Source organism: Victivallis lenta, from assembly GCF_009695545.1.
Classification (GTDB): Bacteria; Verrucomicrobiota; Lentisphaeria; order Victivallales; family Victivallaceae; genus Victivallis; species Victivallis lenta.
On record NZ_VUNS01000006.1, the window covers coordinates 32,037 to 51,017 of the forward strand.

An 18,981-nucleotide genomic window follows, 5' to 3' on the forward strand; every position below is an offset into this window, starting at 1 on the left:
GGCAAGAGATGGATGAATGATGCTTAAACATATCAGCTACAGATTATTCTGGTTCAAGAAAGCATTGGTTACCGTGAGTGGTACCCTTCTGGGCACTTTGCGGCTCTATCTCTGGGGCGCGAAGCTGAAGGGGCTGGTGAAATGCGTCGGCCTGCCGTATGTGGAGTTCTCTCCTGCCGGGTGTGTCCGGATAGGCCGGGCGTGTTGTCTGCGCTCCGCCCGTTGTTCGAATATTGCCGGAATTGACCTGCCGGTTACGCTGGGGGTATTGCAGAAAGGGAAGCTGGAGATTGGCGATCAGTGCGGAATCAGCGCTTCCGTGATCGTGGCAGAGGAGTCCGTCATAATCGGTGACCGGGTTATGATCGGCGTAAACTGCCGTATTGCGGATACGGATTTTCATCCGCTGGATCTGAAATCGCGCGCCGTTCCGCATTCCCGCGGAAAAACGGCTCCGGTTGTGATCGGCAGCGATGTTTTCATCGGTATGAACTGTATCGTCCTGAAGGGAGTTTCCATCGGCTGCGGGAGCGTGATCGCAGCCGGCAGTGTGGTGACGAAATCAATTCCTCCTCATGTCATGGCAGGGGGCAATCCTGCCAGAGTTTTACGGAGTTTGGGGCCGGAATAATGCGTATTCTTCTGATTTATCACTTCTTCCAGCCTGACCCGGTAATTTCGGCGCGGCTGTTTGCGGAGCTGGCGGAGGAGCTGGAGCATGCGGGGCACCGGGTGACGGTGTTCACGGGCAATCGGCTGATCCGGTCGGATGAGAAGCTGCCGCCGCGGGAGGAGTGGAACGGTGTGGAGATCCGGCGCTTCTCCCGGCCGAACTTTTCGCAGGGGAGCAATGTCGGACGGCTGTTCAACTCCGGAATCCTCCAGCTGAAATGGCTGTGCGGATTCTTCCGGCGGAGAAGAGAGTTTGACGCGGTACTCGTCGGGACCGATCCGCAGTTCGCATATCTGATGTTTCCGCTTCTGCGGCTGATGAATCGGCGCATCCGGTTGATCCACTGGGCGTTCGATCTGTATCCGGAGGCGATTCTGGTGAACTCCCCGGCATGGATGAAACGGCTGGCCGCCCTGACGAAACCGTTCGTGCCGTGGGCTTACCGCCGGGTTGACGCGATGGTTGACATCGGGGAATGCATGCGGAAGCGGCTTCAGACGTACGGTCACGGGGCCGAATGTGCGACGTTGACGCCGTGGGCGCTGGCGGAACCGTCGGAGGTTCCGGAATCCGATCCGGACGTGCGGCGCGAGTTGTTCGGTGAGGCGAAGATCGGACTGCTCTATTCCGGCACGGTCGGTTATGCCCACGATCTTGGCCCGTTCATCGGGCTGGCGCGGGAGTGCCGCCGCCGTGGAATCGACGCGGCCTTCTGTTTCGCCGGTTACGGCAATCAGTACAAGGTGCAGCTTGCGCAGCTCACAAAGGAGGATACGAATATCCGCCTGGCCGGATTTGCTTCCGAAGCGGAACTCGAAAGACGGCTGGCCGCGGCGGACATCCATCTGATCAGCCTGCGCCGGGGATGGGAGGGCATCGTGGTTCCGTCGAAGTTTTTCGGCGCCCTGGCCATCGGCCGCCCGGTGTTGTTTTCGGGGCCGGAAGAAAGCTGCATCGCCCGCTGGATCGCCGATGAGAAGCTGGGGTGTGTCCTGGACGATGCTTCGGAGGCGGCGCTGCACTTCATCCGGGAGCTGGGGAACAAGCCGGAAGTGCTGGAACAGGCGCGGAATCACGCCTGGCGCATCTATCGCGAGAAATTCAGCCGAACCGCCGTCTGTTCCCGCTGGCTCCGCTTATTGGCGGAGAGGTGAAGCGCAATGATTGATTTTCTCTCCCCTGGCTGGGGATTCGTGTTGTATCCGCTGTTCGGCTGCTGCCTGTCGGTGCTGCTGACGCGGGTCTGTATTCGTGTGCTGCCGCGCCTGGCTATGTGGACAAGCCGGCCGGCACATGTTTCGGTTTCCTGCGCTGCAACTTCCTGCCTGCGCAGATTTTCTTCGGGGATTCCGTCAGCACGCTCCTCGGGCTGATCTTCGTGATTATCGGGCTTTCGACCGTCGACCGTGCGGTAATCGCCGCTTCGCTGCTGCTGCGGCTTTCCTGTGTTCGGCGGCAGCCGGCAGCTCGGGGAGGTCTATGAGAAGCAGCCGTTCGACAAGCTGCTGGTCACCACCCGCGGCGACGATCCGGAGAAGATGCGGCAGCTTGCGGAATTCTGCCGCCGCCGCCGCGTCATCCTGAGCAAACTGGTCATCGGCGAAGAAACGGTATCGGAGAGCGATCGGCAAATCGCCGGAAAATTTCCCGGAAGGTGTTGACAGTCCGGGAGGCGACAGCTATATTCCTGACGGTTCAGGAGGGAATATCATGAGATGGATCAAACTGATTGTTTTACTGGTCCTTTCTGCGGTCGGCGCGCGTGCGGCGGAGTTGTTCGACTGCATTCCGGAGCAGGCGGCGCTGGCGGTGCGGATGCGCACGGCGCGGTTTTTCGCGGCGGAGCCGCTGCGCGCCCTGACCGAGTCCGGGGATGTGAGCCGCATCCGCGAGGAGCTGGCGCTGATTCCGTGGAATGGCGGCCTGCCTGATGCGGTATTGCTCTATTTCGGCGCGACGCAGAGTTATGCTGTGCTGGTCGAATGCCGGACGGAACCGGAGGAGCTGAAACGGAAAATCCTCCGGAAATATGAGAAAAATCCGAATGTTTCCCTCCGGCAGTTGACGGAGCGCGGTTTCCCTGTCTTGCGCCTGAGTTTCACCCGTCCCGACAAACCGGGCCGGATCAAGAACTACGATCTGGTCCGGCTCGCCGATGACGTCGTGCTGATGGCGGGCAACCGGAATCCGACGCCGTGGGAGACGCTCGACCGCCGTTACTCCTCCGCGATGGGCCGGCAGCTGCGGCAGGCGCCGGAGGCTCTGCTGCTGTTCGGAGTCTGCGACGATCCGGGCAAGCTTGGAATCGACCCGCTGGGTATGACCCGTCGGATGCGCTCGTTCTCATTCTCCGTCTTCGCCGATGCGGGGCGCGGCATTGAGCTGGCGGCCGAAGTTCAAGGCACGGATTCCGCTGCCGCGCAGGGGCTGAACACACAGTTCACGCTCTTTTCGCGGCTGCTGTTCGGCGCTTTTTTCGGCGCATACCCGGATCTGATGCGGCGCTGCAGTTCCGCCGTGAAGCTGACGGTGCAGCAGGAGACGCTGCATCTCTCCGCAAATTTCTCCCCGGAGACGCTCGCCGAAATCCGCACATGTTACGTGAATGATTCCGACCGTTTCAACCGGACGCTCGAAAGCAGCCTGATTTCCGGAGGCAGTGGAAAAAATGGAAAAAAATGAAAGACGCAGCGGCCTCCCTCTTCCGGCCGGAAAACGGCGGAAGGTTCGGGTGTGGCTGATCGTTCCGGCGGCAGTCGCCGGAGTCGTCGCGATAACGGCTTTCCTGATACTGGGGATGCCGCGCGATTACCGGAAAGAGGTGATGAACGAAACTCCCGATCCCGGGCTTTTTCTCTCCATACAGCAAAAGCTGGCGGATGCGATGCTGACGCCGGACGGCGTGGCGGAACAGGCCGAAATCGCTCTCACCGCGGAGGAGTTGAACGCCTGTCTGAATGCCGGTTTGAAAATGGCGCAGCTGAAACCGAAGGCGGGGGACCCCTCTTTCAACGGCAGCTGGCGGGACGGCTTGCTGGAGCTCCGGGTGAGCCAGCCGCTCGGTTTTCTGGCCGTGAACGCCGAACTCCGGGCCACGCCGGGGGTGAGGGACGGGAAGCCGGAGTTGACCGTACACTCCGCACGCGCCGGCTGGCTTCCGCTGCCGGCCTTCGCGCTGGAAGGGGCCGCCGACAGGGTGCTTGCCGAGCTTGCAGAAACAGAGGATTTCAAAATCGTGCTCGCGGCGGTCGAATCCGTCAGCCCGTCGCCTTCCGGCGGCCTGAAGCTCGTCGTCAATCCTCCGCAGATCAGCCGCGCAATCCTCTATTTCCTCTCGCGTTCTTCGAAGCGGTGAATCCGTCTGGGGGGGTATCAAGCATTGTTTACAAAAAAATTCAAGTATTTTTTTTGATATACTGCAACAATGCAGTTATAGTATGGACAAAGATTTATGGCGCGAAAACTTTTTGAAATCATAAAAAGATTCGAACGCCGGAAATGCGCAGTAAGATGCATACGGTTAGCTTAACCGGAAAACAACTGCCGCAGGGGATTGAAATATTGCAACGATAAATGATTGACAGGGAGATATGAATGCGGTTCGTGCAAGTCAGACACTGGAAACCGGAGGAGATTATACAGCACATCATGGCGCGGAATGGGGTGGAACCGCTGAATTCTTACTATTATGCAACAAAATACCCCAGCGTATACGCCGCAGCCACTCGTCTTTTCGGTTCATGGGAAGATACCATCACTGCGTGCGGGCTTGATTACAACCTGATCCGCAAATACAAACGCTGGAGCAAAACGGCTGTGATCAATCAGATTCGCAAGCTGCATCAGGAGAATCAGCCGATTTCATCGCAAGCGGTTCAGCACAATCATAAAAGTCTCTATATGGCGGCGATCAAACGGTTCCGCTGCTGGAGACGTGCCGTCGAAGCCGCCGGGATCGATTATCGGCAGATTAAGCTTCGCCGCAATCTGAACGAAACGGAAATCCGCCGGCTGATTTCTGAACTTCATCAGCGGCAGGTGAATCTTTCCTACACCAGTATGCGCCGTGATTATCAGTATCTGCTTGCGGCAGCAAGCAAAAAAATCGGTGATGGGAGCTGGGCATGCGCTCGTCTCCGGTGCGGAATCATGACCAATTACCGGCTTAAAAAGCCGCACACGGAAGATGGGAAAAAACGTAGTTGAGGATTTTTCCGCAAAAATGGGGTACACCGGCATCCGCCGAAATTTGAGCTTTGGCGTCGCTGCTGTCTACATCTTTTCAATCCCTCAACCGGCAAGTTGACGTCCGGCGGCATCGAAATAGGTTCCCATAAAAGCGATGTCCGGGGTGTTTGGCATGATTGGCAAACGCACTTCGTGATGCATGGAAAGGTTCAAAAATGCCGGAAATAAGCTGAGGGAATGATTTATGTGAGTGGAGGGAAGAAAAACGATGCCGTCGGGCGGTCATGGCTGCCTGACGGCATTTCTCTTTTCGTGCCGGTGCCGGGTGCGGCTCCGCCGCCTTGACGCGCATGCGGACAGGCCTGACCCTCTCCGCACAATTTTGCATCCGGGGAACGCTTTCCGTGTTGGAATGCGCCCCGGCAGCGCCATGGCTTAGGGGAAGCGCGCCCCTTGCGGGGCGCGGTCTTTCTGCGCATTCGCGCAGCAGACCGTGTACGCTGCGCGGCAAAATTTCATTTTGCTGATGCAGCTGTTTCGCTTCGCGTACAGATCGCCTCCGGGGTCCGGGGCGCGTCGCCCCCGGACCCCGGACCGGCAGGGTGCCGGTGCCGGGTGCGGCTCCGCCGCCTTGACGCGCATACAGGCCGGCAGGGCCCGGCGGCTTGCACTGTCTTTATTGGTTCCGCTTCATGTATTTGAGCAGGACCCGGCGGCGCGGGGTGTCGCCGATCCGGCGGGTGTCGGACTTTACCGGGCCGATTTCCGCATCCCAGCCGTCGTATTCCCGGAACGCATGGTAGGTCCAATCCCATCCGTGTTCCTCGAAGATCGAAATGACGTCGTCAAGCCACTGTTCGGCTCCGGGCGCCCAGCGGGCCACTCCGAACTCCCCGACGTAGATTGGAACCCGGTACTTTTTCTGGAACTCGATGACCGGCGCCATCTCCTTCTCCAGCATCGCCTTGTTCCACATTTTTCCGGCGATCATGCCCGGGTAGACAATGCCTGCCGGACGGTTGTGGACTCCCTGGTGCGTGAATTCGCCGGGGCTGTAGATGTGAAAGCTGTAAATGACGTTCGGCACATCGACCGGAATCAGATTTTCAAAACCGGCTGCCCCGCCCCATTGGGCGGGCTCGATGATGATCGGCGTATCGGGATCGACCTCGCGGATCGCTTTGGCGATCTTCTCCGCCAGCCGGTTCCAGTCGAGTCCGCCGTCCGGCGTATAGATGTAATTTTCTTCGCGCGGCTCGTTCAGCAGGTCGTAACCCCAGATGGCGGGTTCATCCTTGTATTTCTCCGCGATTTCGCGCCAGATGTCGGCCAGCAGCTGCTGCATGGCCGGCTCCCAGCTGAGCTTGTTGCTCAACAGCTCGTTGAGACTGGTTCCGGGGCCGACGTGCATGTCGATCAGGATTTTGATCCCGTTCGCCCGGGCGGCGGGCAGGATAGCGTCGAGCTCGCTCAGGCCGCGTGCGATGATCTTGCGGAATCCCTCCTCCGTCGTGTGATCCTCGTTGCGGCGCCGGCTGAGCTGGAAGCGGATCAGATTCGCGTTCCAGACCTCGTTCAGCTCCCTGAAGGCGGCCGGCGAAAGGTCGCCGCCCGACATGACGCCGCGGAATTTCGTCTCCTTCTGGACCGGCAGTTGCTGTTTGAGCCCGTCCTTCGGAATGGCCGGAGCCGGGAGCAGGACGACTTTCAGATTGTCGATGCTGATTTTTCCGGCGCAGCCCTGAAGGCCGATGCAGAGGTCCACGCTTTTGGCGGAGTGCGGAATCCGGGCGAAAACGGTGAATTTCCTCCAGTCGTAACTGCCGATCACCTTCTCCTGGTCGGGATGGTCTTTCCGGCCGTCGTTGTAGGCGATGCCGAGCATGAGCTTCGGCCCGAGATACGAGAGTTTCGGCCTGGTGACGTTCTCGGCCTTCATCCACCCCTCGGCCATGATGGCGCGTCCCCGGAGTTTTTCGACATCGAGCGGAATGCCGGCGAGGCTGCTGTCTTCCTCCTTCGAGTTGGTCACGACGATGCAGCCGGAATTGTCGATGCCCCCCTTCGCGTCGAAACGCATGTTCGGGCCGAAGTTCCACTCTCCGGTCGAGGCCGGGGAGTTGAAATCATTCCGGTAGACCACCTCTTCGGCGGCGGGGAGCAGCATTGCCGCTCCGCAGAAAAGTGCGAGAATCAGTGATTTCATCATGATGCCGTTCCTTACCGTTCGTACAGTTTGCTCCATCTGGTCTGCCAGCGGAGCGGGTGCCAGTATCTGGTTTCGGCGTGTCCGTCGAAGAAGACGCCGTTCGCATACGAGTTGCCGCCGTGGCGGAAGGCGACCGGGGAGCCGTTCGGGTCGGTCTCCGTCTCGCCCTGATAGCAGCCGAATTCGGCGGTCCACTGCGCGACGCGCCAGTCGAGGCCGTCCGTGAAGGCGACCGAATTGGTCGGCTGGGCGATCCGGGCGATCTTCAGCGGCACGGTCTGGCTGGAGCTGAGGGTGGTGTGCGCGTCCGAATTGAGTCCGTAACTGGCTTCGAGGTGCTGCCACTTGTTGCTGTCGCCGATTCTGAGGAAGGCGCGCGACATCGGGCAGAGCATGCCGGGGGCGATCCGCTCATCGCTGTGGTTGGTTGCCGGGTCCTCCCACACCATGCCGCCGAGCAGGGTGCGGAAGGCGAGGTTCTGATACCACGCCTTGGGATTTGCTCCCTCGTACCGCATCGGAACCCAGTAGCCGTCGTAGCCGTCCGCATAGAAGGCGCCGGCCATGCCCATCTGCTTGAGGTTCCCCGTGCATTTGATCTTCTTCGCCTGGTTGCGGGACTGGTTCAGCGCCGGCAGCAGCATGCTGGCCAGAATGGTGATGATCGCAATGACCACCAATAGTTCGATGAGGGTGAAAGGGTGCCTTTTCATGATTCCGTCTCCTGTTGGTTTCCTTGATAAGTGGTGTTTCCGGTGACGATTTCGCGGGTGACCGGCAGTCTGCGTGCTAGGCGCGGCATGGCGTTCGCGCCCGTTTCGAGCAGGTCGATGATCTCCCCGGCGATTTTCTCGTAGTGCGTGCGGAGCCGGAGCCCGTCGTACTGCCATTTCCGGTCCACCCAGAGCGCGTCGCTGGCGATCCGGCAATGTTCCAGCTCCGGATGGCGGCGGATCGTCTCCGGGAAACCGATCGCCCGGCAGTTGAAGATGATGCCGTCCGGCGCGCAGCCGAGGGAGACCATCTTCTCCAGCTCGAGCTCCGATTCGCGTTCGGGAGTGAGCACATATCCGGACGGAAATGCGAGCCCCGCCTCGGCGCAGGCGCGTTCGACGCCGCGGACCGCTTCCGGATGCGGGCCGTCCTTCACCAGGCAGAGCCGGCGGCAGCCGCCGGAGATCAACTGCCGGGCGGTTTCGTAGTTTTCCTGCTCGAAGTCGAAATAGTAGCAGTCGATTCCCGGAATCCGCCTGCTTACCGCAACGACCGGAACGAGTTCGGCGATATGGAGCAGATTCGGGATCAGCTTCTCGTCCGGACACCACCAGCAGATGCCGGAGAGCGTGGAGAGTTCCGGGAACGACTCCTGCCCGGTTTCTCCCATCGTGATCATTTTGAGCAGGTTGTGGCTGTCCCGCTCCAGCAGCTCCCCGCCGATGCAGCCGGCCGTGTGGAAGGCGTCCCGGCTCAGGTATGCCCAGCGCCCGTCCCCGAAGACGAAGCCCCAGATCCGGCTTTCGCGCGTTCCGATCCGGTCCGGGTTGCTGAACAGCCCGACGCCGCGCCGGTTGGTCAGATAGCCCTCCCGGACCAGCTCCTGAAGCGCGCGGACCACGGTCGGCTGGCTGACGCCGAACTTCTCCGCCAGTTCCCGGTTGGACGGCAGCCGCGTGACTGATCCCTCGCGGCTCGCCAGCCAGTCGAACACATAGTGCCGGATCCGCATGTACGATGACTGCGTCTGGTTCCTCATCGCGCCCCCCTCCTTCCGATAGCAGGTGATATGAATTGCGAATAACCAGTTATCACTTATATTATGAGCGAAAATATCTGAAATGTCAAGTGATGACCGGAAAAAATCAGAAAGAATCGCCGTTTTCGGTCCAGTCCCGGAAAATCGGCTCATCAGCTCTGATCCTGTCACGCCGCAGACGCCGCGGGAGCCGGAGGGGCATTTCGTCCTTCTCCGGCTCCCGCGGCGTCTGCGGCGTGACGGTACTGAGGTTAATCGGCTTTTCCGGTACGGAGTCCGTCTTCGACGGAGGCGCCGGTCTGTTTCAGCGCATTCTTCAGCGCTTCCCGCAGCTCCGCCACAAACCGGTAGTAGATCCGGCCGCCGACGACTTCGAGCCGGACGGTGAGCTTCTGCGGCGCGGAGGTGTTCTGGACTGCTTCATCGCAGAGCTCTTCGAGGGCGCGGACGACTTCGGCGGTCAGCCGCTTCTCCGTCGCTTCGGCTTCGGACGGCTTCAGGGAACCGCTGAAGGCGCGCTCCTTCAGGCGGATGGTCAGCACTTCAGCCTCTGCGTCGATGCGGATTCGCCAGACCCGGGTTTTGACCGTTTCCGGCGGCGGGATGGACGGCTCTGACGCTTCGGGCGGGGTGTTCAGCCGCTGCAGGATCGCGCGGGAGCGCAGCTCGATCTCCGCCGCTGCTTTCGGGAACAGCTCCGGATAGCGCCGTTCCGTTCCCGCATGGAAGGCGGCCAGGACGCGCCTGCCGTAACTGCCGCGGATCGTTTCGAGGTCGACCGCGCCGTTTTTCGAGCCGAACCAGCGGGCGAGCCAGGATGAGGAGGCGCTGCTTTGCATCTTCTCCATCTCCGCGACGACGGCGTCGTATTCGGCGTCGACGGCGGCGAGCTGGGCGGAGAGTTCCGCATTTCCGGCGGCGAGAAGTCCGGTCAGCTTCTGCTTCAGCAGCGTCCGGCTTTCGGCCAGCAGACCCGGGGCGGCTTCGCCGGGGAGCTCCGGGAGCTTCGCCGGATCTGCCCGGAACGCTTCGATCGCTTCGGGGGAGGGGCGGTAACTGCCGCCGGCGACGGCGGGAAAGCGTTCCTGCAGCTGCCTGGCCGCGAATTCGTTGCGGTGCTTCTGCAACTCCGGTTTCAGGGTTTCGAACCGCCGGGCGAGCGCGCGTTTGACCTCCGCATCGGTTTCGAGCGTTTTCCGGTATTGTTCCGGCATGGCAAGCTGCTCTGCCGCCGCCGCGAGGGCGGCCCGGCCGGAAAGAGCTTCGTACTGCCGGAAGCTCTCCGCCGGATCGGCGTGGGCGGCCGGGTCACGGGCGAGCAGCGCGGCGTAATCCGCCGCCGCCGCCGGTTTTTGCAGCGCGCGGATCGCGCGCTCCTGCGGCAGACGGCCGGCGCGGCTGCGGATCAGCTGCCGGGTGCGGGGGAAGAGCGCATAGCGTTTCTCCTCCTTCCAGCCGGCGATTTCGGCATTCAGTTTCTGCTCAAGTTCCGCTTCGGCCGCGGCCGGGTCCCAGAGCCGCGTGTCCGGTTCGAGCCGGGCGGCGAGGTCGAGCTGGCGCTTCTGCTGGGCGCGGGCCGACCGGAGGACGGGGGCGACCAGTTCGGTTCCGAGCCGCGGAAGCAGCTCCTCCCAGAGCGGGGTCTTGCGGCGCGCCGTGAAGCGTTCCAGAAGTTTGCGGGTCAGCGCGGCATCGTCGTCGGCTTCGAGCTCGGTTTCGGTCGGATAGATCCTGTCCGTCAGTTCGGCGCGCTGCTCGTCCACGAGGCGTTTGCGTGCCGCCTCGAACGTGGCCGGGAACTCCTTTTTCTGCTTCTCCGCGATGAGTTGTGCGGACTTCTGGCCGAAGGCCGCCGCCTGTTCGGCGGAGAATTTCTCCCGGAAGGGCGCGAGCACATGTTCGGCCATGTCGCGGTAGCTCTCCGCCAGCAGTTCCGCGAAACGCGGCTCCATGCGTTTGAGCGCCGCGGCCCGCGACGCGCATTCGGCCGGTTTCCGCTTCATTTCGGAGTAGAGGGTTTCGGCCGCTTCCGGCATCAGTTCGGCAAGCCAGCGCTTTTCGGCTTCGCCGTAGAGCAGCCGCGCCGAGAGCAGTCCGGTCTGGCGTTCGAGCAGCCTGCGGCTTTCGCCCTCCGGCACGGCGGCGGCGAAAAGCTGCGGCAGGAGCAGGGCGGCGAGAATGGACGGAATCAGGCGTTTCATGGCAGTTCCTCCAGCATCGGCGCTCCGCTGATCCGCTTGAGTTCGCTGCGGACGAAGGCGTTCAGCCGCCCGGCCAGTTCGGTCAGCAGATACCGTCTCGTTTCGCCGTCCGGTTCGGCATTGATGCGGGCGAGCAGTTTTCGCAGTTCCGGGTCGGTGACGGTTTCGGGATGCTGCGCGATATGCTCCTGCAGTGTGGCGGCGGCGAGCGTCTGAACTTCGGAAACTTCATTTCTGAGCTGTCCGATCCGGAGTTTCAGCTGCTCTTTCAGCCAGAGCCGGTCGGCATCCCCGAGATCGGAGGCGGCGATTCCGGCCTGTCCGAGCGTCTGCTTCTCCCATTCGGCCTGGAGGACGTCGGGGGCGGAGTAATCGAGGCAGGCGTTTTGTCCGCCCTGCCGGAACGACAATCTCGGATTTTCCTCGCCGCTCAGCGCTCCGTCGCGGATGATTCCGGCCAGGTCGTAGCTTTTCCGGCCGCTGTCGGGATCGATCCGCAGGAACGGAGTAAGGCCGTAGCGGACCCGGTAGCGTTCGGCCGTGCGGTCGACCGCATTGGCGAGTTTCTCGCGCCGGGCGAGATCGAGCTGCTCGCGGAGTTCGTCGAGCCGGTTGATTTCGCCGCCGGTTTTCTCCATGAAGAGAAAGAAGGTGATCATGAAAATCAGCATGATCGCCAGCGTGATCTGCAGAAAGACCGCGTTCAGTTCGTGCTCTTCGCTGTTCGCGGCGGATTCGCCGTGCAGGAGCTTCAGCAGCTTCGAACGCGTCCGGTAAGAGAGTCGGGAAGCCATGACGTCACCTCAATGCGCTGCGGATTTGTTCGATGGTCTGCCGGAGCTCCCGGATCGTGTCTTCGCTGACGGTCAGCTGGCGGTTCAGCTCGGCGTTCTCGGCGGAGAGCCGGCCGTTTTCCTCCCGGAGCCGCTGCTGGTGGAGGTCGAGCCTGCGGATTGCCTCCGCCAGCGCGTTCAGCGTTTCGGCGGCGCTCTTCTGCCAGGCGGTTTCGGCCTCGCGCCCGGCGGCGGCATTCTGCCGCAGTTCGCGGAGCGCGCCGGCGGTTTCGGCCAGTCCGGCGCGGAAGCGCGCCGATTCCGCCGTGCTGCTGCGCAGCTCCTCCGTCGCGGCGGCGAGCCCGGCGGAGATCCGGCCGATGAGCCGGTCGAGCTCGGGTTCGTCCTCCGGCCCGCTTCCGCGGCAGCTTCGCAGCAGCGGCAGCACCGCCGCCGGCATCAGGACCATGACCCAGGCTACCGCCACCAGTGTCGAGAACATGGCCGTGTGCAGGCAGCGCATCAGCGCCGCGATCGTGATCTGCTCCGCCGGATAGTAACCGACCAGGATGATGCCCCAGATCGTGCCGAGCAGCCCGAGCGCGAGGTTGAACCGGTCGTATCCGGGGAAGAACGGACACCCCGGGTCCTCCGCCGGCCGGAAAATCCGGTACAGGATCAGGACGAAACCGAAGAACGGGATGAAGGTGGTCACGGTCGAAACGTCAACCGTGCTCCAGTCGAGCAGCGGAGCGAAGCCCGGCGGAAAGCGGTCCGTGTATTCTCCCCGGAACAGCAGCGCATAATAGCGCCGGGCACTGATCAGGTTGTTGAGCCAGAGGATTCCGAAGCATACGGTTCCGGACAGCGCCGCGGCGGCGGCGAAGGTTCTTTTCATGAATGGGTCCCTTGTTTTCAAACTGTATGGTCGATGCAGAAAGTATAGCCGCGGAATCCGGCGCTGTCAATGGAAGATTGCAGGATTGTAATGAAACCGCACGGATTTCCGTCCGGCCGGGGAGCGCGGGTCGGTCCGGATTTCAGCCTGAAATCTCAGATCCCCGGCTTGAAAATCCGGGAGTTTATGGTATATGTACCCGGCGGGAGCGATAAATCTGCAATCATGAATAAGGAACGGGAAATACGCGGGCGGTTCGCCCCGAGTCCGACCGGGCCGCTCCATCTCGGCAATGCGATGACCTTTCTCGTCGCGTGGCTGTCGGTGCGGAGCCGGGGCGGCCGGATCGTCATGCGCATCGAGGATATCGAAGGACACGGGCGTGATCCGGCCGTCATCGAAGGCAACTGCCGCGATCTGCTCCGGCTCGGGCTCGAGTGGGACGAAGGCTATCGGGCGGGCGGTCCGCACGGGCCGTACCGGCAGAGCGAACGCGCGGAGCTTTACCGCCGCGCGCTCGACCGGCTGCTCGAACAGGAGCTGGTCTATCCCTGCGTCTGTTCCCGGCGAGATGCGCGGCAGGCCGGGGCGGCGCCGCATGCGGGCGACTGCCGCATGTATGACGGCCGCTGCCGGGGGCGTTTCGCCGATTACGCCGAGGCCGCCCGCGCGCTGGCCAGCAGCGGAAGATTGCCCGCCTGGCGCTTCCGGGTTCCGGACCGGGAGGTTGTGTTTCGCGACCGCCTGTGCGGCGGGCAGCGGGTCAATCCGGCTCTGACCTACGGCGATTTCCCGATTGCGCGCCATCCGGACGGAATCGGCTACCAGCTCGCGGTCGTGACCGACGACATCGATATGCGGATCACCGAGGTGGTCCGCGGCGGCGACCTGCTCGAATGCACGCCGTGGCAGATTCTGCTTTACCGCGCGCTCGCGCCGGAGTTTCCGCTGCCGGAATTCTGCCACCTGCCGGTCGTGACCGGCGCGGACGGAAAACGGCTGGCGAAACGGACCGGAAGCCTGACGCTGGAGTCGCTCTTTGAGCGCGGCGTACGTCCCGGAACCGTGCTCGGATTGCTCGCCTTCTGGGGCGGCTGGGCCGAGTTCGGGGAGGAGCTGACGCTTCCGGAGCTGCTGGAGCGGTTCGATCTCTCCGCGCTGCGCGGCCGCAAACCTTGTCTGGACGGCGCCGCCCTGCGGCTGCTGGGGGCGGAATGAGACGGAAATCCCCGGCCTTTTTCGCCGGGACGCTTGAAAAATGCGCCGGCCGGGTATATGCTTAGACGAGATGACGCAAGGAGATCAGACGAATGTCCACGTTTAAATTCAGGTGTGTGTTCTGCCGGCAGAAGATCGAGGCGGAGGAGTCATGGATCGGCATGTTTGCGGAGTGCCCGAGCTGCGGCCGCCGGATCGAAGTCCGGCGCGAGGATGAATATGCGGTGATCGCCCCGCTTTCGCCGGAGCCGGAGCCGGAGCAATTCTCCGCCCCCCGGACTGCGGAGCCGCCCAGGACCGGGATGCCCGAACCGTTCCCGAAACCGTTCAAAATCGACCTGCCGAAGTGGGAGCTTCCCGGCCGGGAAAAGTCGGGGAAATGAAGCGCCGGCTCATCTGCTGCGCCGCTTTTCTTCTGCTGGGAGCCGGGGCTTTCTGTGCCGGATGGTTTTTTCGGGAGGTTTCCGCTTTTCTTGAAGTGGAGCGTGAAGCCTCTTACGCGGAGGCGCGCCGTCTGCTGCTTCGCTGCCGTTTGGAGATTCCCGGCGATCTTCGTGCTTTGAATGTCTTTTCTTATGATGCCGGTCCGGATACGGCGTGCTGGTTTTCCTGTCGGATTGCACCGGACGAATACGAACAGTTGTCGAAGCTCTGGGAAGTGAAAGCGGCTGCGGGAAAGTTGCCGTCTCCCGGCGAACCGCCCCGACCCCTGGTCTGGTGGAATCCGCCGGAGAAGCTGGAGGAAACCGGGACCGGCCGGCTCTGGATTGGCTACGACCGGGCGTCCGGCGTGCTCTACGGCTATGTTTTTACAATTTAATGCGCCGTTCCGGGCGGCCGGGACTTGCCAAAACGGCCAATCGGGAATAGATTATGCAGGTGTGTGCCTGTTATGGAATTTCAAAACTTTTACGGAGTGATTTCATGCGTCGATTGATGCTTGCCATGTTCGCGGTCTGCGCCGCGCTGTTCTTCGGCGGCTGCGCCGATCCGGTTGTGATGTCCGAGGTGCTTCAGCAGCGGCAGGACCAGAAAATCTACACCCGCTACAACCTCTGGTATCTGAATCCGGCCGAAATCAGCAGCCTGAACATCCAGCAGGGGACCTTCCTGCCGCTCGGCAGCGAGATCGAGCCGGTCGGCACGAGTTACAGCTATATCACGGGCAGGAGCAAGCTGACGTTCCGCGACCTTTCGGGGCGCGAGTACACCATCGACTTCGATCCGGGCTACCGGCTCTGTTCGCTGCGCGACTTCATCGCCCAGACCTTCACGACCGAACTGCCGGAGGAGCTGACAAAAGATATTCCTGCCGCCACGCTTGAACGGATCAGGGCCGGGCAGGTCGTTGCCGGGATGAACCGGCGCGAAGTCATGCTCGCCTACGGGCCGCCGCCTGCCGTGCGCACGCCGAATCTGCGCAACGAAACCTGGATTTACTGGATCAGTCCGACCGCAACGGTTCGGGTCATCTTCCGCGGCGATACCGTCCGCAACGTTCTGAACATCAATGAGTGATTCTGCCGTGACATTTTCCGCGGAGGAGCTGGCGCGGGGCGCCGGCGGCCGCTGGACGGACGGGCGCGGGACTGCTGTCTCCGGCGTATTCACCGATACGCGGCAGGATGGTTCCGGGCGGCTTTTCATCGCGCTTTCGGGCGAAAATTTCGATGCGCACGACTTTCTTCCGGCGGCGGTCTCCGCCGGGGCCGCCGCGCTCTGCGTCGCGGAGTCGAAGCTCGGCCGGCTGCCGGAGCCGTGCCCGGTTCCGGTGCTCGCTGTGGCCGATCCGCTGCGGAGCTATCAGGGAATCGCGCGGCTGCACCGGCGGCGGTTCCCGGAGCTGACGGTTGCGGCGGTCACCGGCAGCGTCGGCAAAACCAGCGTCAAGGAGATGCTGCGCGCGATTTTCACCGCCGCCGCCGGCGCGGAGCGGGTGCTCTACACGGTCGGAAATACGAACAATCAGGTCGGCGTGCCGCAGAATCTGCTGCGGCTGCAGCCGCAGCACCGGTTCGCGGTCATCGAGATGGGGACCAACCATCACGGGGAGATTGAACCCCTGAGCTGCTGCGCGCTGCCGCAGGTGGCGCTGGTCAATTCGATTGCGCCGTGCCACCTTGAGTTTCTCGGCTCCCTAGAGGGGATCGCCCGCGAGAAGAGCCGGATTTTCAGCGGTTTGCCGGCGGACGGAACGGCGGTGATTCCGCGAAGCTGCCCGGCCGTCGAAGTGCTGGCGGAGGCGGCGGCGCCGTTCCGGCTGCTGCGTTTCGGGGAAGGAAGCGGCTGCGCCGTCGAAGCGCACTACTGCGGCGGCCGGCTCGAGGGCAGTTCGTTCGAGCTCCGTTTCGCGGACGGCGAACGGTTCGAAATTTCGTGGAGTTTGACCGGGCGGCACCAGGCCGTGAACGCGGCTGCCGCCGCGGCGGCGGCGCTGGCCGCCGGAATCGCGCCCGCCGTCATTGCGGAGGGGCTGGAACGGACCGTCCTGCCCGGCATGCGCGGCAAACTTGTGCGGAGCGGCGGAGTGACCTATCTGAATGATGCGTACAATGCGAACCCGGGCAGCATGCGCGCCGCATTCGAGCATCTGGCCGAGTTTGCCGACCCCGGGAAGCTGATTCTTCTGCTGGGGGAAATGCGCGAACTCGGGCCTGAATCCGAAGCGGCGCACCGGGAGATTTACGGGCTTGCCGCCAGGCTGTTTCCGGGCGCGCGGATCGTGACGGTCGGCGACGGTTTCCGCAATGCGGGCGGCGGCGAGCATTTCGCCTCCGCCGCCGATGCGCGGCGGGTGACGGCGGAAGCGAAGCCGGGCGACCTCGTTTTTGCCAAGGGGTCGCGCGGGATCGGCGTCGAAGCGGCGCTGCCGGAAGAGGCGCGCTGAACATCGAAGTGACTATGGAGAAAGCGGAAAACGGCGGCCGGTTTCCGGCAATGCGGCCCGAAGGCCGCCCGCCGCTCCGCTGCGAAGGGAGGTATGCCGGTGATTTTATCTTTTGAACGGGTATTGGGCGAGCTTCTGATCGCCCGGCGCGGTTTCCACGGCGATTCCGCGCGCGGGAGAGTGGTCAACGATTCGCGTAAGGTGTTGCCGGGCGATATTTTCGTCGCAATTCCCGGCACGGTCAGCGACGGACACAATTATATCGACGCGGCGATCAAGGCACGGGCCCAGGTGGTGATCCATCAGCATCCGCTTTCGCATTACGCGCCGCATACGACCTATCTGATGGTGACCAGCACGCGGCTGGCCTATGCGCGCTGCTGCCGGGAATTCAACGGCTGCCCGGACCGGGAGCTGCCGCTTTTCGGCGTTACCGGCACCAACGGCAAAACGACGACCGTCTATATGATCGAGCATCTGCTGCGCGCGGGCGGCCGTTCGTGCGGACTTATTTCGACCGTGGAGACGCGGGACGGCAAAATCGTGCGTCCGGCCGACTGCACCACGCCGGAGGCGGGCGTGCTGTTTCCGCTGCTGGCCGAGATGCGTCGGAACCGGCTGGCCGCCGCCGCGATGGAGCTTTCGAGCCATGCGCTCGATCAGGGCAGGGTGGCCGGAACCGTGTTCCGGGTGGCGGTCTTTACGAATCTTTCGGGCGATCATCTCGACTATCACCGCGACATGGAGCACTATTATCATGCGAAGAAGCGTCTGTTCACGGAGCAGCTTTCCCCGAAGGGGGCGGCGGTCATCAACGTCGACGACCGTTACGGCCGGCGGCTGGCCGACGAGCTGGCCGACACGACCCGGGTCATCACCTTCGGCAGTGCCGATGCCGAGGCGAAATGGCGTATCACGAACGTCGAATTGCCGGAAGACGGGGTCCGGTTCCGGCTCGAAGGGCGCGATGAGGCGTTCGACGTCGGTTCGAACCTGATCGGCAGCCACAATATCCACAACCTCACCGGCGCGATACTGGCCGTGCGCGAATTCGGCCTGACGCCGGAGGAGATCAACCGCGCGCTCGCGGTGAAAATCCGCGTTCCGGGCCGTCTTGAACGGATCAACAGCCGGAAGGGATATGCCGTGTACGTCGATTACGCGCACACCGACGACGCATTGAGCAATGTGCTCGAAATCCTGCGTAAGATCACGCCGCGCCGCCTGATTGCGGTGTTCGGGGCCGGCGGGGACCGCGACCACCTGAAGCGCCCCCGCATGGGACTTGCGGCGGCGGAGAAGGCGGATCTTGTGATCCTGACCAGCGACAATCCGCGCAGCGAAGAGCCGGAGGCGATCATCCGGGAGATTGCGGCCGGGATTCCGGAAGGTGCCGCGTATGAGATCGAGCCGGACCGTTTTCTGGCCATCCGGCGGGCGCTGGAGCTGGCGGAACCCGGCGACGCCGTCCTGATCGCCGGCAAGGGGCATGAGACTTATCAGGAGATCAAAGGCGTGCGCCATCCGTTCGACGACCGGAAAGTGGTCAAGACGGTGCTTTCCTCTCTCGGAGAACGCGGGGAGCCGCAGCCGTAAGCCGGCGGGAGCATATGCGAAGCGGCTGTTCCGGAAAGCCCCGGGCGGCCGCTTCCGGCTATCCGGCGGGCGTGAATGTTCCGCGGCTTTCCGGGGAGTCCGGAATCGCGTTTTTTTATTTCGGACTTCTTTTTTGATTTTTTGTGCGAAATGCGTTTGCATTCCGGTCGGAGCCGATTATAGTTAGGAGTGAAGGGGAGCCGCTCCGGGGTCCCCGGGATCAACCAAAAGGAGATTGGGCAAATGGTTACAGGCATCGTTCTGGTCAATGTCGAGCGGGCTATGATTCGCAGCGTCATCGAAGATCTCATGAGGATTGAAGGAGTCTCCGAAGTTTACAGCGTCGCCGGCGAATACGACCTTGTCGTCATGATCCGCGTCAAAAGCAACGCCGAACTGGCGGAAATCATCGCTACCCGTATGACTCACGATATCAACGGCATCATCCATACGAAGACCCTGGTTACCCTCAACGCTTACAGCAAGCACGAACTGGAGAAGATTTTTCTGGCCGAATAGCCATCATGATAGAGGGCGGCTCCGCCGCCCGATGTACCGGGGCCTTCCTGCGGGGAGAGCCCTTTT

General features: G+C 62.4%; 21 protein-coding genes. 15 read left to right on the top strand and 6 right to left on the bottom strand.

The window, feature by feature from the left end; genetic code table 11:
• Positions 1–16: 16 nt before the first annotated feature.
• The 8 genes from FYJ85_RS07400 (at position 17) to FYJ85_RS07430 (ending at position 4,879) form a co-directional block, all read left to right on the top strand.
• Positions 17–631 carry an acyltransferase gene (locus FYJ85_RS07400; protein WP_154417633.1) on the top strand — a complete coding sequence of 205 codons (615 nt, stop codon included), beginning with the start codon at positions 17–19 and terminating at the stop codon, positions 629–631.
• On the top strand, positions 631–1,827 hold the full coding sequence (locus FYJ85_RS07405) for a glycosyltransferase family 4 protein (RefSeq protein ID WP_154417635.1): 1,197 nt from the start codon (positions 631–633) through the stop codon (positions 1,825–1,827). Before FYJ85_RS07400 ends, FYJ85_RS07405 begins: the two co-directional genes overlap by 1 nt.
• Positions 1,828–1,833: 6 nt before the next feature.
• Positions 1,834–2,046, top strand: a complete 213-nt coding sequence (locus FYJ85_RS23020) for a hypothetical protein (protein ID WP_206213044.1) — start codon at positions 1,834–1,836, stop codon at positions 2,044–2,046.
• Positions 1,947–2,156, top strand: a complete 210-nt coding sequence (locus FYJ85_RS24395) for an MraY family glycosyltransferase (protein ID WP_206213027.1) — start codon at positions 1,947–1,949, stop codon at positions 2,154–2,156. The genes FYJ85_RS23020 and FYJ85_RS24395 overlap by 100 nt, the downstream gene beginning before the upstream one ends.
• Entirely contained in the window at positions 2,119–2,334 is a 216-nt protein-coding gene (locus FYJ85_RS07415) for a hypothetical protein (protein WP_154417637.1), read from the top strand. The genes FYJ85_RS24395 and FYJ85_RS07415 overlap by 38 nt, the downstream gene beginning before the upstream one ends.
• A 49-nt stretch (positions 2,335–2,383) precedes the next feature.
• On the top strand, positions 2,384–3,355 hold the full coding sequence (locus FYJ85_RS07420) for a hypothetical protein (RefSeq protein ID WP_154417639.1): 972 nt from the start codon (positions 2,384–2,386) through the stop codon (positions 3,353–3,355).
• The gene (locus FYJ85_RS07425) at positions 3,342–4,028 is read left to right on the top strand and encodes a hypothetical protein (RefSeq protein WP_154417641.1); all 687 of its coding nucleotides are present in this window, start codon (positions 3,342–3,344) and stop codon (positions 4,026–4,028) included. The genes FYJ85_RS07420 and FYJ85_RS07425 overlap by 14 nt, the downstream gene beginning before the upstream one ends.
• Before the next feature lie 239 nt (positions 4,029–4,267).
• Positions 4,268–4,879 (top strand): hypothetical protein, encoded by a 612-nt coding sequence (locus tag FYJ85_RS07430; RefSeq protein WP_106052859.1) that lies wholly within the window; start codon positions 4,268–4,270, stop codon positions 4,877–4,879.
• 658 nt (positions 4,880–5,537) lie between these two features.
• On the opposite strand, the gene FYJ85_RS07435 is transcribed toward FYJ85_RS07430, so the two are convergent.
• The 6 genes from FYJ85_RS07435 to FYJ85_RS07460 all read right to left on the bottom strand — a co-directional run bounded on the left by FYJ85_RS07435 (position 5,538) and on the right by FYJ85_RS07460 (position 12,695).
• Complete coding sequence (locus FYJ85_RS07435; protein ID WP_206213028.1) at positions 5,538–7,070, bottom strand: glycoside hydrolase family 5 protein; 1,533 nt, start codon at positions 7,068–7,070, stop codon at positions 5,538–5,540.
• 11 nt (positions 7,071–7,081) lie between these two features.
• Entirely contained in the window at positions 7,082–7,783 is a 702-nt protein-coding gene (locus FYJ85_RS07440) for a type II secretion system protein (RefSeq protein ID WP_154417645.1), read from the bottom strand.
• Positions 7,780–8,823 (bottom strand): GntR family transcriptional regulator, encoded by a 1,044-nt coding sequence (locus tag FYJ85_RS24005; RefSeq protein ID WP_154417647.1) that lies wholly within the window; start codon positions 8,821–8,823, stop codon positions 7,780–7,782. Before FYJ85_RS24005 ends, FYJ85_RS07440 begins: the two co-directional genes overlap by 4 nt.
• A gap of 251 nt (positions 8,824–9,074) precedes the next feature.
• Positions 9,075–11,024: a hypothetical protein gene (locus FYJ85_RS07450; RefSeq protein WP_154417649.1), complete on the bottom strand. Its 1,950-nt coding sequence runs from the start codon at positions 11,022–11,024 to the stop codon at positions 9,075–9,077.
• Entirely contained in the window at positions 11,021–11,818 is a 798-nt protein-coding gene (locus FYJ85_RS07455) for a hypothetical protein (protein ID WP_106052854.1), read from the bottom strand. The genes FYJ85_RS07450 and FYJ85_RS07455 overlap by 4 nt, the downstream gene beginning before the upstream one ends.
• Before the next feature lie 4 nt (positions 11,819–11,822).
• Positions 11,823–12,695, bottom strand: coding sequence for a hypothetical protein (locus FYJ85_RS07460; protein WP_154417651.1), 873 nt, complete (start codon positions 12,693–12,695; stop codon positions 11,823–11,825).
• A gap of 225 nt (positions 12,696–12,920) precedes the next feature.
• Between FYJ85_RS07460 and FYJ85_RS07465 the strand changes: the two genes are divergently transcribed.
• The 7 genes from FYJ85_RS07465 to FYJ85_RS07495 all read left to right on the top strand — a co-directional run bounded on the left by FYJ85_RS07465 (position 12,921) and on the right by FYJ85_RS07495 (position 18,915).
• The gene (locus FYJ85_RS07465; RefSeq protein ID WP_154417653.1) at positions 12,921–13,913 is read left to right on the top strand and encodes a glutamate--tRNA ligase family protein; all 993 of its coding nucleotides are present in this window, start codon (positions 12,921–12,923) and stop codon (positions 13,911–13,913) included.
• 92 nt (positions 13,914–14,005) lie between these two features.
• Complete coding sequence (locus FYJ85_RS07470; RefSeq protein WP_154417655.1) at positions 14,006–14,296, top strand: hypothetical protein; 291 nt, start codon at positions 14,006–14,008, stop codon at positions 14,294–14,296.
• A complete protein-coding gene (locus tag FYJ85_RS07475; protein WP_154417657.1) occupies positions 14,293–14,733 on the top strand; it encodes a hypothetical protein in 441 nt (146 codons plus the stop codon). Before FYJ85_RS07470 ends, FYJ85_RS07475 begins: the two co-directional genes overlap by 4 nt.
• A 104-nt stretch (positions 14,734–14,837) precedes the next feature.
• Positions 14,838–15,431 carry a hypothetical protein gene (locus tag FYJ85_RS07480; protein WP_154417659.1) on the top strand — a complete coding sequence of 198 codons (594 nt, stop codon included), beginning with the start codon at positions 14,838–14,840 and terminating at the stop codon, positions 15,429–15,431.
• Positions 15,424–16,800 (top strand): UDP-N-acetylmuramoyl-tripeptide--D-alanyl-D-alanine ligase, encoded by a 1,377-nt coding sequence (locus FYJ85_RS07485; protein WP_154417660.1) that lies wholly within the window; start codon positions 15,424–15,426, stop codon positions 16,798–16,800. The genes FYJ85_RS07480 and FYJ85_RS07485 overlap by 8 nt, the downstream gene beginning before the upstream one ends.
• Before the next feature lie 99 nt (positions 16,801–16,899).
• Positions 16,900–18,396 (top strand): UDP-N-acetylmuramoyl-L-alanyl-D-glutamate--2,6-diaminopimelate ligase, encoded by a 1,497-nt coding sequence (locus FYJ85_RS07490; protein ID WP_158703856.1) that lies wholly within the window; start codon positions 16,900–16,902, stop codon positions 18,394–18,396.
• A 243-nt stretch (positions 18,397–18,639) separates the two neighbouring features.
• Positions 18,640–18,915, top strand: coding sequence for an Lrp/AsnC family transcriptional regulator (locus tag FYJ85_RS07495; protein WP_106052847.1), 276 nt, complete (start codon positions 18,640–18,642; stop codon positions 18,913–18,915).
• The last annotated feature ends 66 nt before the right edge of the window (positions 18,916–18,981 follow it).